This is a genomic window from Labilithrix sp. (assembly GCA_019637155.1).
GTDB lineage: Bacteria > Myxococcota_A > Polyangia > Polyangiales > Polyangiaceae > Labilithrix.
In genome coordinates this window covers 146,868-160,921 of sequence record JAHBWE010000019.1, presented here as the reverse complement: position 1 = coordinate 160,921, position 14,054 = coordinate 146,868, and the positions used below count along the sequence as shown (strand labels likewise).

Annotated in this window: 13 protein-coding genes; all 13 read left to right on the top strand. The window is 73.9% G+C overall.

Going from position 1 to position 14,054, the window contains the following annotated elements:
* Positions 1-35: 35 nt before the first annotated feature.
* The 13 genes from KF837_35160 (at position 36) to KF837_35100 (ending at position 14,050) form a co-directional block, all read left to right on the top strand.
* Positions 36-1,040, top strand: coding sequence for a hypothetical protein (locus tag KF837_35160; GenBank protein ID MBX3232620.1), 1,005 nt, complete (start codon positions 36-38; stop codon positions 1,038-1,040).
* On the top strand, positions 1,037-1,729 hold the full coding sequence (locus KF837_35155) for a hypothetical protein (protein MBX3232619.1): 693 nt from the start codon (positions 1,037-1,039) through the stop codon (positions 1,727-1,729). The genes KF837_35160 and KF837_35155 overlap by 4 nt, the downstream gene beginning before the upstream one ends.
* A 114-nt stretch (positions 1,730-1,843) precedes the next feature.
* Positions 1,844-4,162 (top strand): hypothetical protein, encoded by a 2,319-nt coding sequence (locus KF837_35150; protein MBX3232618.1) that lies wholly within the window; start codon positions 1,844-1,846, stop codon positions 4,160-4,162.
* A 119-nt stretch (positions 4,163-4,281) separates the two neighbouring features.
* Positions 4,282-5,166, top strand: coding sequence for a PAS domain S-box protein (locus tag KF837_35145; GenBank protein ID MBX3232617.1), 885 nt, complete (start codon positions 4,282-4,284; stop codon positions 5,164-5,166).
* Positions 5,167-5,262: 96 nt separating this feature from the next.
* A complete protein-coding gene (locus tag KF837_35140) occupies positions 5,263-6,102 on the top strand; it encodes a hypothetical protein (protein ID MBX3232616.1) in 840 nt (279 codons plus the stop codon).
* A gap of 57 nt (positions 6,103-6,159) precedes the next feature.
* Positions 6,160-7,224: a hypothetical protein gene (locus KF837_35135; protein MBX3232615.1), complete on the top strand. Its 1,065-nt coding sequence runs from the start codon at positions 6,160-6,162 to the stop codon at positions 7,222-7,224.
* Positions 7,221-8,468, top strand: coding sequence for a hypothetical protein (locus KF837_35130; GenBank protein ID MBX3232614.1), 1,248 nt, complete (start codon positions 7,221-7,223; stop codon positions 8,466-8,468). The genes KF837_35135 and KF837_35130 overlap by 4 nt, the downstream gene beginning before the upstream one ends.
* On the top strand, positions 8,461-9,810 hold the full coding sequence (locus KF837_35125; protein MBX3232613.1) for an ATP-binding cassette domain-containing protein: 1,350 nt from the start codon (positions 8,461-8,463) through the stop codon (positions 9,808-9,810). Before KF837_35130 ends, KF837_35125 begins: the two co-directional genes overlap by 8 nt.
* A complete protein-coding gene (locus KF837_35120) occupies positions 9,800-10,204 on the top strand; it encodes a hypothetical protein (GenBank protein ID MBX3232612.1) in 405 nt (134 codons plus the stop codon). The genes KF837_35125 and KF837_35120 overlap by 11 nt, the downstream gene beginning before the upstream one ends.
* 10 nt (positions 10,205-10,214) lie before the next feature.
* Positions 10,215-10,619 carry a hypothetical protein gene (locus KF837_35115; GenBank protein MBX3232611.1) on the top strand — a complete coding sequence of 135 codons (405 nt, stop codon included), beginning with the start codon at positions 10,215-10,217 and terminating at the stop codon, positions 10,617-10,619.
* A gap of 2 nt (positions 10,620-10,621) precedes the next feature.
* Positions 10,622-12,178, top strand: coding sequence for a metallophosphoesterase family protein (locus KF837_35110; GenBank protein MBX3232610.1), 1,557 nt, complete (start codon positions 10,622-10,624; stop codon positions 12,176-12,178).
* A 1-nt stretch (position 12,179) separates the two neighbouring features.
* Entirely contained in the window at positions 12,180-13,577 is a 1,398-nt protein-coding gene (locus KF837_35105) for a hypothetical protein (protein MBX3232609.1), read from the top strand.
* A complete protein-coding gene (locus KF837_35100; GenBank protein MBX3232608.1) occupies positions 13,574-14,050 on the top strand; it encodes a hypothetical protein in 477 nt (158 codons plus the stop codon). Before KF837_35105 ends, KF837_35100 begins: the two co-directional genes overlap by 4 nt.
* Positions 14,051-14,054 lie beyond the last annotated feature (4 nt).

The window sequence follows — 14,054 nt, the reverse complement described above, 5'->3', positions numbered from 1 at the left end:
CCCGGCGCCGTCGGGCGACTCTCGATCTCCGCCTCATGGGTGCCTTCGATCGACGCAACGGCCACGTCATCGTGCGCGTGGTCTACGACGGGCCGTCCGGCTCGGGCAAGACCGCGAACCTCGCCGCGCTCGTCGAGACCTTCTCGGCGCAGCGGCGCGGAGAGCTCTCGTCGCCGCGACGGACCGAGACCGCCACCACCTACTTCGACTGGCTCACCTTCAACGGCGGCGTCGTCGGCGGGTATCCGCTGCGCGCCCAGCTCGTCACGACGCCGGGCCGCGGCGGTCTCTCGATCCGCCGCCTCCGGATCGCGCTCGAGGCCGACGTGATCGTGTTCGTCTGCGACAGCACGCGCGCCGGGGTCCGCGAGGCGAAGCCGGCGCTCGAGCTCCTCCTCGCGCGCCTCGCCGAACGCGCGGCCCCTCCCCCGATCATCGTCCAGGCGAACCAACAAGACCTCCCCGACGCGCTCACACCCGAGGCCGTCGCGGCGGCGCTCGCGATCCCGGCCGCGATCGAGGTCGTCCCCGCGAGCGTGACGAACGGGGCCGGCGTGCGCGAGACCGTCATGCGCGCGATCCGGAGCGCGGCGACGCTCGTCGAGCGGGACCTCGTGCAGATCGGCGCGGAGGCCATGCCGGCGGCCGAAGACGAGGCCACGCTCCTCGCGCGGCTCGACGGCTCGGCGCGCCTCGGCGCGGCGACGTGTCCGCCGCTGCCGGACGAGGACGCGCCGCGCGGCGACGTGTGGCCGGAGCCGGGCGGACGCCGCACGCTCCGCGCGCTCGCCCGCGCGATCGCGACGGGCGCCCTCGCGGTCGACGACACACACGGCGCCTTCACCCTGCGCGCCGGCGCGCTCTCGGCGCGCGCGATCCCGCACGCCGCCGCGGACGACGCGCGCGCCGCGCTTCACGCTCGCGCGCTCGAGCGCGTCCGCCTCGACGCGAAAAACGCGAAGAACGCGACCGCCACGACCGCCACGACCGCCGCGACCTTCGCGATCGCGGACACCTGGCTCTGGAGCATCGAGCCATGAGCCGCGACGAGAGCGCGCTCGCGCCAAACAGCAAAGGGCTCCTCGCCTGGCTCCGCCGCCTCGTCGCAGGCTCCGAGCTCGACGCGCTCCGCGCTCGTCTCGCCGACGCCGAGGCCGCGAGCGCGGCCGCCGCGGAGGCGCGCGCCGGTGAAGCGGACACGCGGGCGCGCCAGCTCCGCGCGCTGGAGGAGCGGCTCGCGGGCGTGGCCGCCGAGCGCGACGCGGCGCGGCGCGAGCTCGCGGCGCAGGCGCCCGCCCCGATCATCGACGAGGAGGCGCTCCTCGCGCCGCTCCGCCTCGAGCTCGAGCAACGCGTGCGCGAGCAGACGCGGCTCGAGCAGACGATCGCGCGCAAGGAGGCCGAGCGGCGCGACGCGGCCGCCCGCCTCGCGACCGCGCAGCAGGAGCACGGCGCGCACGAGAAGAAGCTCCGGTCGACGGAGTCCCTCCTCCGCGACACGCAGCGAGAGGTCCTCGAGCTGCGGAACGGGATAGCCCGCCTCGAGGCCCGGGTCCGCGAGCTCACGGAGTCGCGAGACGCGACGATCGACGCGCTGGAGCGCCGCCTCGTCGACGCGCTCGCGGCCTCACCGCTCGACGCCGCGTCGCTCGAGCGCGCGCTCCGCGACCGCGACGCGCTCGTCGAAGAGCTCACGCTCGCCCTCGAGTCGAAGCGGCGGGAGGCCTAGATCGCGCCGCGATCGAGCGCGCCGAAAGCGCCGGAGGAGAGCGCGCTCGTTGGTATCTTGGCGCTCGGCCCGCGCCCCGCGAAGCGGCGCGAGCATGGACGGCTGATCGCAAAGATGGGAGAGCCCAGCGCGAACGAGCAACTCATCGGCGTCGTCGATGCGGAGATGCGGCTCGTCAGCGCCGATCGCCGGCTCGCCCGGTGGCTCGACACGTCGCCGCCGCTCGAGGGCCGCCTCCTCCTCGATCTGCTCCCGCTCCCGGCGCGCCGGCTCGCCCTCCTCGCGGCGCATCGCCTGACGGGCCAGGTCACGCTCCCGCCCGCGATCGAAGGCCGGACCCTCGTCGCGCGCAGCGCCGCGGTCGGCGACGAGACGTGGCTCCTCCTCTTCGAGACCGCGGGGAAGCGCGGTCGCACCTCCCGCTCCATCCCCTACGTCGTGGGCCGCGTCGCGGAGCTCTCCCAGCTCGAGGACTACCTCGCCGACGGGAGCGACGACGTCCTCTACGTCCAGGGGCCGCTCGGCATCGGGAAGAGCGCCCTCCTCGCCGCCCTCGCCGCGCGCTGCGACGAGCTCGGCTGCCCGTGCGTCCGCATCGACGCGCGCCGCGTCCCGCCGACGCAAGAGGCGATCGCGCTCGAGATCACCGGCGGCCCGCCCGCGCGCTCGCCGCTCGAGCGGGTCGCGCGGGCGCGCGCGCTCGGGATGCGGGGGTGGGTCGTCATCATCGACAACTTCGATCACTGGCAGGACGCGCGCGACGACGGGGCCGAGAACCCGTGCTCGATCCTCCCCGCCGACTGCCGCGTGATCGTCGCGTCACGACGATCGCCCGATCCTCGCTCGTGGGGCGCGTCCCTCCGCAAGCCGCGCGTGATGGCGCTCGCCGTGCTCGGGGACGAGGAGATCGCCGAGCTCGCGACGAGCCTCGGGGTGCCGCCCGAGCACGTCGGCGATCTGGTCCGGCGCGCTTTCGGCCACCCGCTCTGCGTCGTCACCCTCGCCGGCACCATTCGCGGAGCAGCCGAGCTCGAGCTCGGGCTCGGCCTCGACGTCGCCGGCCGGCGCGAGCTCCTGGAGGCGGCCTCGATCCCCGCGCGGGTCACGGAGGAGATCCTCGCGCCGCTGCTCGATGACGACGTCGACCCCGCCGCCGCGTTCGACGTCCTCGCCACCGTCGCGGTCCCGGACGCGAGCGGCATCGGCTACCGCATGCCCCTCGTCGTGCGCGAGGCGCTCACGCGGCGCCTGCGCGCGCGGTCCCCCGTCCGCTACGCCGACCTGCAACGGCGGCTCGTCCATCACGTCGGGCTGCAGCTCGAGATGGAGACAGTGTCGATGCTCGTGCCGGTCCTCGACGACCTCCTCGACTCGCTCGACGACCGGCCGCTCGTCCGGCTCCTCGCCGGCTCGCGCGCGGACCGACTCCCTCTCGCCCGCATCGCGCGGCGGACCGAGCGCGCCGCGATCGACGTCGCGTCCGCCGCGTTCGGGGACGAGCGCGCGGCCGCGGCGCTCCTCCGGCGGTTGGATCGAGGCTACGCCGTCACGATCGTCGTCGAAGGGGCCGACGGGATCGAAGGGATCTGCCAGTACGTGACGATCACGCTCGCGAACGCGGCGCGGCTCGGCGAGATCCGCGACGACACCGAGCTCGCGTCCGCGCTCGAGCTGCTCCGGCAGCGCGCGACGCTCGCGGCCGACGAGCACGTGATCGCGGTCCTCTCGTGGATCGGCAAGGACGCGGCGGCGGGGGCCTGGGCCGCCACCTCGCAGTCGCTCTTCCGGCGCTTCTTCCCGATCGTGCTCGCGCGGCCGCACGCGGTCGGGGCGATCTTCACGCTCCCGAGCAACGAGCTCCCGATCGCGACGATGGACCTGCCCTTCTGCGACGCGCCGGAGATGGTGGGACCGCACTCTCAGATCTACAGCGACCTTCGAGGGATCTCGCCGCGCGCGGTGCTGACCGCCCTCCTCGAAGCGAGCGACGTCCGGGGGACCGTTCATCTGCCCACCGTCCCCATCTCCACGCCGCTCATATCGACCGCGACGGTGCGCGAGGCGCTCCTCCTCCTCGAGCGCCCCGAGCGGCTCGTCGACAGCCCGCTCCTCTCGCTCAGCGTCGTCGCGGCCGAGGCGAGCGCCGACGCGATCCCGGCCGACAAAGCGGTGGTGCTCGAGCGGCTGCTCCGGCAGATCGTCACCTCGCTCGGGAGCGGATACCGCGAGAAGAAGGAGCGGGAGGTGCTCGAGGCGGTGTACTTCGAGCGCGCGGGGAAACACGAGAAGATCGCCGCCGAAATGGCGATGCCGTACAGCACCTTTCGCCGCTGCCTCGCGCGCGGGCTCGAGCGCGTCGCAGAGCTCGTCCGCGATCGAGAGGAGCTCGCGCGGCGGAGCACGAGGACCCGAGCAGCTGGTGAGCAGCGCTGAGCAGCATTGAGCAGCGCTGAGCAGCGATGCGTCAGCGTTTTCCATGGAACGCACGACGACCGCGTGAATGATGTCTCGACGGGGAGAGACCGTAGGGGGAGAGGGAGCGAGCCGACGTGGTGAGCTGGCAAGCGGTCGCACTTCACTTCGCCAACCAAGGACAGGCATGCGCGCTGCTCGATCGCGACGGCTACGTTCGCATGTTCAGCACGTCCTTCGAGACCCTCCTCGGCTGGCAGCGCGAGGACATCGAAGGACGTCACTGGTCGGAGGCGATCGCACCCACGGCGCACGCCGTCGTCGCCCGCTCACGGATCGAACGGGCGCTCTCCGGGACGTTGCGCTCCTTCGATTGCGAGGCGAGCACGCCGCAGAACGCGCGCTTCGTCCTCAAGCTCCAGGCCGCGCTCGTCGGCCGAAACGACGAGCAAGGGCTCCTCCTCACCGTGTCGTCGGCGGAGCCGCTCGAAGCCCACACCCTCGCGTGCGAGGACGAGGTCGACTACGAGATCGCCTCCTCCGTCTCCGACTTCGGCCGGCTCATCAGCCTCACCACGCCGCGCGGCCCGCGGCTGAAGGTCCTGCCCGAGCGCTGCTACGCGGCGATCCACGGACACGGCACGCCGTGCAACGACTGCCCGGCGCTCCAGCACGAAGCGACGCGCTGGCCGCGCACGGCGGCGCGCTGGATCGGCGGACCGGAGAACATCTACGAGGTCGTCACCGCGGAGGCGCAGGACGACCGCATCCGCGTGCGGCTCCGCCGGATCTCGGAGCGGACACTCAACGCGATCCACGAGTCCAAGCTCCGCTCGCTCGCCGACGCGGCGCACCTCTCCGAGCGCGAGCGCGCGGTGCTGACCTACCTCCTGATGGGGCGCTCGCTCGCCGACATCGCGACGATCTTGGGGATCAGCATCCGGACGGTGAAGTTCCATCAAGCCAACGTCCTCGAGAAGCTCGGCGCGGACTCGCGCGCGGACCTCGTGCGCCTGATCACCTGACCGCGCGCCCGGCGCCGCGACTGTACTTCGAGCGAGTGGGCCCTGCCCCGCCGAGCGGTAGGCGCGCCGGCCTCGGTTTGCTGTCGTACGAGCTCGATGGACTGGAAAGCGCTCGCGGAGCTCCTCGCCGCTCGATGCGCGCCGGCGCTGGTGATCGATCGGACGCTCCAGGTGCGCCTCTTCGACGAGCGGCTCGCGGCGCTGCTCGAGCTCGAGCCGGGCGCGGAGCTCCTGGAGGGCTCGCGGATGGATCCGCTCTGGGAGCTCGCGCGGCGGGCCCTCGAGGGCATCCTCGGGCGCGACACGATCTGCACGATCGTCATGCCCGACGGCGTGGGCCGGGTCGAGCTCACGCTCCGCGGGGCGCTCATCGACTCCGGCGCGGTCCTCGTCGTCTGCGCCGCGGTCGAGCAGAAGCGCGCCGCGGAGGACTCGCCCGCGATCGAGTACGAGATCGAGATCGATCCCGCGACGTTCGGCCACCTCCGCCGCCTCACGATCGGCGCGGAGGTCCGTCACTACTTCCTGTCCGGCGGCCCGCGCTGCCACGAGGTGCTCCACCACTGCTCGGTTCCGTGCGCCGACTGCCCACTCCTCGCGCGGGAGCCGCGCGCGACGACGGTGCGCGAGCGCGCGCCCGAGCTGTACGAGGTCCTCGAGGCCGAGCGCCTGAGCGAGGACCACGTCCGCCTGAGCGTCCAGCGCGTGCGCGCGGAGGACGCGGCGACGGCGAACCGCGGGCTGCTCGAGGAGGCGGCCCTCGGCGCGCGGCTCTCCGCGCTCGATCGCGCGGTGCTGGCGGGCTTCGAGCAACCCGTCGCCGCGGCCGCGGCCACGCTCGGGACCTCGCCCGCGCACGTCCGCCGGCGCCGCGTGGCCGTGCTCCGGCGGCTCGGCAGGACCGGACGCGCCGCGCTGCTCCGCCTGCTCGTGTGACCCGCCTGCATCGGAAGACAGGGAGCGCGAACGATCGGACAGTATCGAACGCGCGCGATGGAACGGACACTCGGCGGTCCGATGCCGGAGCGTCCGCGCGAGCTCGCGAAGTTCAAGACCGAGCTCGCCTCGCTCACGGCGCGTGTGCTCGCGGTCGACATCCGCGCCTACGAGTCGATGCCGCCCGATCGCCTCGCCTCGGAGCTCGAGCCGATCGTGTCGGGGCTGCTCGCGTCCGCGAACGGGCTGATCGCCGAGGTGCGTGTCGCGTACGGCGCGGTCGCGTCGACGGAGGAGCGCGCCGAAGGCGACCCCCTCGCCGCGCCCTACGCCGGCTTCGAGCAGGCGATCGACGCCGCGATCGCGGCCCAGTCGTCGTCGTCGCTGCAGGCGGTCGGCGACATCGCGTTCCTCGCGCACCTCGAGCTGCGCCAGCGCGCCGAGCGCCTCGAGCGCGTGAAGGCCTGTCGCGACGCGATCGCGATCGTCGGCGAGTGCGACAGCGCGCTCCGCCGCGTGAGGAAGGCGCTCACGTCGATCGACCTCGCGTTCGCGCGCGCCGGCTACGGCGAGGCGGCGTTCGACTTCGCGTCCGAGCTCGAGGACTCGCTCCGCGTCCGCCGCGCGTGCGCGAGGCTCCGCGCGCGCGTCCTCGCCGCCGGCGAGCCGACGCCGGGGACGCTCCACGCCGCGCTCCGCGCCGCCGGCACCGCGATCGCGATGCTCGTCGGCTGGGACGTGTACCCGAGCCTCCGCGTCCGCGATCGACTCCAGCTCCGCGACGTGCAGCGGAGGATCCTCGACTGGCTCCGCCACGAGAAGGACCCCACCGCCGGGATGCGCCTCTGGCAGGACCTCGTCGCGTTCGTGCGCATGCTCGCGCAGGTGAACCGCCGCCAGGAGCTCCTCGAGCACGACGCGGTCATCGTCCACGCGGCCGCGGTGGAGCTCGAGTCGATCGCGGGCGCACCTCCCGCCGCCGTCCTCGCGCGCCTCGCGCCGCTCGAGGGGCTCGACGAGGAGCTCGACGCGCTCCTCGCGAGGCCCGAGCGCGCGGGCGCGGGCGCGTGGCACGGCGCGATCGCGCGGCTCGCGCGCGGCTATCGGCGAGGGGCGCGATGACGACCGATCCGCGCCCGTTCGAGACCCTGCGCGGGATCGCCCTCCGCGCCGGGACCGGCGAGTTCATCTGCGCCTCGCGGACGGCGGAGGTCCACGTCTACTTGCAGCGCGGCCGCCTCGCGTGGGCGACCGACTCGGAGCACCCGTTCGCGTTCACGCGCCACCTCCAGGAGACGGCGGAGATCGATCCCGACTCCTTCCGCGACATCCTCGAGTCGTGCCGCCGCGAGAAGCGGCCGCTCGGCGAGACGCTCGTGAGCTGGGGCGTCGCGAGCTGGGACGACGTGCGCGGCGCGCTCCGCCATCAGATCGAGCTCGCGCTCGACGTCCTCTGCCGCGGCGGCCCCGGCCAGACGGTGTTCCTCGACCGCACCGAGCAGTTCGCGCGCTACGAGTCGACGCTGACGTTCGACGTCGCCGAGCTCGACACGAGCGCCGACGACGCCGCGCCGCGCTCGGATCAGACGCCCGCTCCGGTCTCGCTCGCGCGCGACGACGAGGCGGCGCGGATCGTCGACGCCGTCGACGGCGTCGTCTGGGCGCAGCTCCTCGCGGGAGTGGAGGAGATCGACGTCGCGCCGAAGGGGGCGCGCGCGACGGTGGCGGGCGCGCTCGTCGAGGCGACGGTGCTGGACGGCGCCGAGCTCGTCGCGCTGCGCACGCCCGAAGGCACCCTCGCCGGCGCGGCGCTCCCGGCGCGGCGCTCGCTCTGGTGCCGGCTCGCGCCCGACGCGACGGTGGGCTCCGCGCTCGCGACGCTCTCGACCCTCGCGACGCACGAGCGCGCCCCCGAGCCCGCCGCGATCGAGCGGAGCGGCCGGCCCTGGACCGTCGGCGGCGACGCCTCGATCATCGACGCGCTCCGCGACTTCCTCGGCCACGCGCCGGAGACGCTCGCCGCGCTCGTGACCGACCTCGACGATCGAACGTGCTCGTGCGGCGCCGGCGGCGCGCTCGCGCCCGAGTACGTGCTCGACCTCGCCCACAAGCGATCGAGCGTCCTCGCCGTCGCGGCGCCGCTCGGCGACGACGCACCTCCGCGCGCGGACGACGTCGGGTTCCGCTTTCGCAGCATGGTCACGCGCGAGCGGACGGTGTGGTGCTTCGGCGCGGAGCTCCTGCCGCGGCGGCGGAGCGTCCTCTGGCTCGTCCTGAGCCGGCAGTGCTCGCAAGGGCTCGGCTGGGCCTACCTGACGTCGCTCGGCCGCCGCCTCATGCACACGGGAGGGCGCCTTCGTGCGTGAGCGCGCCGTCCTCCGCCTGCGCGGCTTCGGCCTCGCGTTCAACGGGACGCCCGTCCTCGCGCACGTCGACCTCGATCTGCCGGAGACCGGCCTCGTCGTCCTCGTCGGGCCGGCCGGCTCCGGGAAGTCGGCGCTCCTCCGCACCCTCGCCGGGGTGAACGACGCGCACCCGTCGCTCTCGACGTGGGGCGTCGCCGAGCTCGACGCGCGGGGCTCGCGGCGCGGGGTCGGCCTCGTGATGCAGCACTCGCGGTTCTTCATGAGCAGCGTGCGCGAGAACCTCGTCTCGGCGCTCCCGAACCGGGAGAAGCTCGAGCCCGCGGCGCAGACCGCGATCGCGCGCGATCTCCTCCGCGGGGTGGGCCTCCGCTCGCTCGTCGATCGGCTCGACGCCGACGTCGTCACGCTCCCGAAGCCGGAGCAGCGCCTCCTCGCGATCGTCCGCGCGACGGCGGGCGATCCGCTCGTGCTGCTCGCCGACGAGCCGACGAGCGGCCTCGACGACGAGGCCGCGATCGACGTCATCGCGCTCCTCCGCGCGCAGGCCGCGTTCCGCGCGGTGCTCTTCATCACGCACAACCAGCGGCACGCGCTCGCGGCGGGAGGGACGACCTGCCTCCTCGCCGGCGGCACGATCGTCGAGAGCGCGCCGACGGCGCAGTTCTTCCGCGCGCCCGCGACGGAGCTGGGGCGTCGCTTCGTCGCGACCGGGAGCTGCCCGGCGCCGAGCCCCGGCGCGCGCAGCGACGACCTCGACGAGGGCTCGCCGCAGCCGACGCCGCTCCCCGCCGGCGCGCTCGGAGCGCGGGCCGCCGGGCCGCGCGGGTTCTTCTGGATCGTCCCGGGGCGCCTCGGCGGCCTCCCCCGCCCCGGCATCGTCGCGGAGCTGGAGCACGACCTCGCGGGGCTCGCGGAGCTCGGCGTCGGCGTGCTCGTGACGCTCGAGGAGAGCGTCACCGTCGCGCCGGAGCGGCTCGCGGCGATCGGCGTCGCGCCGATCCACTTCCCGATCCCCGACATGGGCGCGCCGGACGTCGTGCCGGCGATCGCGCTGTGCGCGCGCGTCGCGGCGGAGATGGCGCGCGGCCGCGTCGTCGCGCTCCACTGCCGGGCCGGCCTCGGCCGCACCGGGACCCTCCTCGCGTCGCAGCTCGTGTGGAGCGGCGAGTCCGCCGTCCGCGCGATCGAACGCGTGCGCCAGATCAACCCGCGCTGCATCCAGTCCGACGCCCAGATCGCCTTTCTGCGCGCGTTCGAGGCCGCGGTGCGCCCAGCGAGCTCCCCGCCAACATCCAAGTCCACCGAACTCATCGAACCAAGGAGATCACCGAATGTCGCTTGATACCGCTCTCTCGAAGGCCCAGCAGAACGTCCCCGAGTGCGTCGCGGCCGGTTATGTCGATATGAGCACCGGGATGCTCCTCGGCGTGAAGACCGTCGACTCCCACCCGCAGGAGGTCCTCGACCTCGTCGCCGCCGCGACCGCCGACCTGTTCCAGGGCCAGAGCGTCACCGCGATCGAAAAGCTCTTTCGCCGCTCGCGCGGACAGGCGGAAGACGGCAATCACTACTTCAAAGAGATTATCGTGTTCAGCGAAAACCTGCTTCACGTCTTCCTGCGCTCGAAGAAGAAACGCGATCAGTCGGCCGTATTCGTCTGTCGCGGCTCCGCGAACATCGGAATGGTGATCGCCAAGACCCGCGCCGCGCTCCCCGAGATCGAAGGCGCGGCCTGAGGAGGGGATCATGACCAGCACGCAAGACATCTGCCGTTCGACGCTGGAGAAGGTGGACGACTGCCTCGCGGTCGGCGTCGTGGACCTGAACACGGGCATGCTCATGGGCGTGCACCACACCGTGCCGTATTTCACGCAGGCGTACCTCGACGCCGTCGCCGCGGCGGCGGTCGAGATGTTCCGCGGGAAGACGGTCCGCCGGATCGAGGAGCTGTTGAGCAGCCAGCGCGGCGAGCAGCTCAAGGACTCGTTCGAGGAGGTCTTCATCTCCTCGCCGAAGACCTTCCACTTCATGACCGTGATCAAGGACAAGGGCGCCGTCGTCGTCATGATCACGCGGAAATCGACGAACCAGGGCATGGGGTGGGCGGCGCTGCGGAGCAGCCTCGCGGCGGTCAAGCAGACGCTGCCCTGACCGTGGCGGACTGGTTCCCGCGCCCGCGCTCTCCCGCCGACGTCGAGCTCCTCGGTGCCCCCGGCGAGCTCGACGCCGAGGCCGTCTTCCTCCTCCTCACCGCCCGCGACGCGCGCGAGTGGCAGCACAAGGTAGGCGTGGCCGGCCGCGTCGATGGATCGGCGAAGCCGACGACGAGGCTGCTCGCGTCGCACGGGCTCGTGCTGAAGACGAACCTCGCGCTCCTCGCGCCGTCGTCCGCCGAGCTTCGGGAGCGCCTCTTCGCGTGCCGGCAGCGCGGGGCGCGCGCGGGGGTGTGGCATCCGAGCAAGCGCTGGGCGCTCTTGCGCACGGCGGAGGGCTGGCTGCCGCTCAGCGTCTGTCGCGAGCTCCGGACGCTGCGAACGCTCGACGCGATCGACGAGCGGCTGTGGAGCTGGAACGAGATGATCGCGCTCGCCCTCGAAGCGGAGCGGCGCTCCGGGCTCGGGCTCGATCTGAACCCCGCCAACTTCGCGCTCGAGGACGGGCGCGAGCGGCTCTACTACCTCGACGACGAGCTCTATTCGCAGCTCTCGCCGCGGCACGTCGCGTTCGCGATCGCGGCGCGGATCCCGGAGGAGCCGTCGATCGAGGCGGGCACCTGGCGCACGTGGGGCAGCATCCTGCGCGCGACGCTCGACGAGCACGACGTCACGAGCGACGAGCACGCCCGCATCGTCGAGGAGGTGCTCGGCTACCCCCTCGCCGAGGCCTTCGATCCGATGCGCGACGCGCTCGTGGCCGGGCTCGCGGCCGATCGCACCACCGTCCGGCTCGGGCGGCGCGCGTTCGGGCGGAGCGCGCGCGTCGCCGTCATCGCGGACGTCCACGCCAACCTGCCCGCGCTCGAGGCGGTGCTCCTGGCGGCGCGGGAGCGCGACGCGTCGACGTTCCTCTTCCTCGGCGACGCGATCGGCTACGGCCCGCACCCCGCCGCGTGCATCGCGCGCCTCGCGGAGCTGCCGGGCGTGTTCGTCCGCGGCAACCACGACCACGCGATCGTGACGGGGCGGCTCGATCGCGGGATGAACCGGCTCGCGCGCGCGTGCGCGGCGTGGACGCGGGGAGAGCTCGGCGGCGGCGAGCTCGCGTGGCTCGAGTCGCTGCCGCTCGAGCACCGCGACGAGGACTGGATGGCGGTGCACGGCGCGCCGCGCGATCCGAGCCGCCTCCTCGCCTACGTCTACGACCTGACCTACGAGGAGAACCTCGAGCACATCCGGCGGGAGGGGATCTCGCTCTGCTTCCACGGCCACACGCACGTCGCGGCCGCGCACGTCGATCTGCCGTCCGGCCGGAAGAAGCTCGCTGGCGCGGGCGAGCTCGCGCTTTTGCCGCGACGCGCGTGCCTCGTCAACCCCGGGTCCGTCGGCCAGCCGCGCGACGGCGACACGCGCGCCGCGTTCGCGATCTGGGACCGGGCCTCGGGGCGGATCTCGTTCGAGCGCGTCGCGTACGACCTCGAACGGACGCTCGCCGACATCGCGCGCGCGGGGCTCCCCGACGAGCTCCGGACGCGCCTGGAGAGAGGAGCCTAGCGTGCCGCACATCGATCGACACAGCGGCGAGATCGTCATTCGCATCGTCTACGACGGGATGCCGGAGGCCGGGAAGACGACGAACATCCACCAGCTCTTCGCGGCGGTGCCGCTCCAGCGGCGCGGCGATCTCGCGAGCCCGGACACGACCGGGCGGCGCACGGAGTTCTTCGACTGGCTCGACTTCGCGGGCGGCTTCGTCGACGGACGGCGCGTGCGCTGCCAGCTCGTGAGCGTGCCGGGGCAGCCGCAGCTCCTCCACCGGCGCAAGTACCTGCTCGCGACGGCGGACGTCGTCGTGTTCGTCGCGGACTCGCGGCCGGAGACGGTCGCCGAGAATCGTGAGAGCGTGACGACGCTCCTCGGCATGCTCCGCGACTTCCATCCGACCCTCTCCGCGCCGATCGTCATCCAGGCGAACAAGCAGGACCTCCCCGGCGCGATGCGCTCGCGCGTGCTCTCGGCGGAGCTCGACGTGCCGCTCGCGACGCCGGTCGTGCCCGCCGTCGCGCACGCGGGGCGCGGCGTGATGGACACCTTCGTGCTCGCGGCGCGGCTCGCGAGCGATCGGGTGCGCGCGCTCGTGGTCGGGGGAACGTCGCTCGAGGCGATAGCGGACGATCAGGTCTCCGCGCGCTCGCTCCACGGCGCCCTCCTCATGCTCGAGGAGCGAGCGGCTCCACGGCGCACGGTCACGCACTCGGAGGTGCGCTCGCTCGTGCGGAGCCGCGCGAACGACGTCGCGGCCGCGCGCGCGTGTGCGCTCCCGCGCCCGGAGTCGCTGCTCGCCGGTCATGTCTGGCCGCCGGTGAAGGGCCGCGCGGCGGTGGCGGCGGCGATGACGGGCGACGTCGAGATCCCGGAGCACGCCGCCGACTGGGCGCCGGAGGGCGCGGTGGAGATCGGGCTCGAGGGCTGGACGCTCCACTCGTGCGCGGGGTGGCTCCATCCGGACGAGGCCGGCGCGCGCTCGGCGCTCCTCGTCGCGGCGCGCGCGCTCCTCGCGGAGATCGACCTCGTGCCGGAGGGACGCGCGCTGCTCGTCGCGCCCGACGGCGACGCGTTCCGGCTGTGGATGCTCACGCCTCCGCTCGAGCCGCTCGCGTCACGGCTCCTCGCGTCGCTGGTCGATCGCGACGTCGCCGGCGCGGCGGGGGTGCTCGCGGACCTCGCGCGCGCGCGGGCGGCGATCGCGGACGTCCGCGGCGAGGCGGTGGTGCCGGCGGGCGCGTCGGGCGTCGCGATGCAGAGCGGTCGCGCGGTCGTGCTCGCGCTCGGCGCTGGGGGCGCGCGGCTCGACGAGCACGCCGTCACGCTCGCGGAGCAGGCGACGGCGGAGGACCCCGAAGCGCGAGCGGCCTTCGTCGCCGCGCGCGCTTCGCAAGGAGGGCGGCGATGACACGGAGGGAGATCGCGGTGGCGTCGTGGGGCGTGCTGGGCGTGCTCCTCGTCCTCGGCGAGTCGGTCGCGAGGCTCACGCGCGTCGCGGTGGCGCGGATCGCGGAGGGGCTGGCGCCGCACGAGTGGGCGGCGCTCGCGGCCGCGATGGTCGTGATGGGCTACGTCGAGGGGTACCGGACGTTCGCGCGCTCGTTCGGGCCCAGCGTCGTCGCGCGCGCGTTCGCGCTCGGGCGCGCGCCGGCGCCGCTCCACGTCCTCTGCGCGCCGCTCTACGCGATGTCGCTCGTGGGGGACACGCGCGCGCGCGTCGCGCGGAGCTGGGCCGTCGTCGCGGGCGTCGTCGCGGCGGTCCTCGTCGTACGCCGCCTGCCGCCGACGTGGCGCAGCATCGTCGACGCCTCGGTCGCGCTCTCGCTGACGTGGGGCATCGTCGTCATCGTCGTGCTCTGGGCGCGCCGCCTCTTTCGATGAACCC

Excerpts from the sequence above, each read along its gene's own strand:
- KF837_35130 (MBX3232614.1), top strand. The coding sequence starts at position 7,221 with ATGACGACCGATCCGCGCCCGTTCGAGACCCTGCGCGGGATCGCCCTC.
- KF837_35115 (MBX3232611.1), top strand. The coding sequence starts at position 10,215 with ATGACCAGCACGCAAGACATCTGCCGTTCGACGCTGGAGAAGGTGGAC.
- KF837_35100 (MBX3232608.1), top strand. The coding sequence starts at position 13,574 with ATGACACGGAGGGAGATCGCGGTGGCGTCGTGGGGCGTGCTGGGCGTG.
- KF837_35155 (MBX3232619.1), top strand. The coding sequence starts at position 1,037 with ATGAGCCGCGACGAGAGCGCGCTCGCGCCAAACAGCAAAGGGCTCCTC.
- KF837_35120 (MBX3232612.1), top strand. The coding sequence starts at position 9,800 with ATGTCGCTTGATACCGCTCTCTCGAAGGCCCAGCAGAACGTCCCCGAG.
- KF837_35150 (MBX3232618.1), top strand. The coding sequence starts at position 1,844 with ATGGGAGAGCCCAGCGCGAACGAGCAACTCATCGGCGTCGTCGATGCG.
- KF837_35140 (MBX3232616.1), top strand. The coding sequence starts at position 5,263 with ATGGACTGGAAAGCGCTCGCGGAGCTCCTCGCCGCTCGATGCGCGCCG.
- KF837_35160 (MBX3232620.1), top strand. The coding sequence starts at position 36 with ATGGGTGCCTTCGATCGACGCAACGGCCACGTCATCGTGCGCGTGGTC.
- KF837_35135 (MBX3232615.1), top strand. The coding sequence starts at position 6,160 with ATGGAACGGACACTCGGCGGTCCGATGCCGGAGCGTCCGCGCGAGCTC.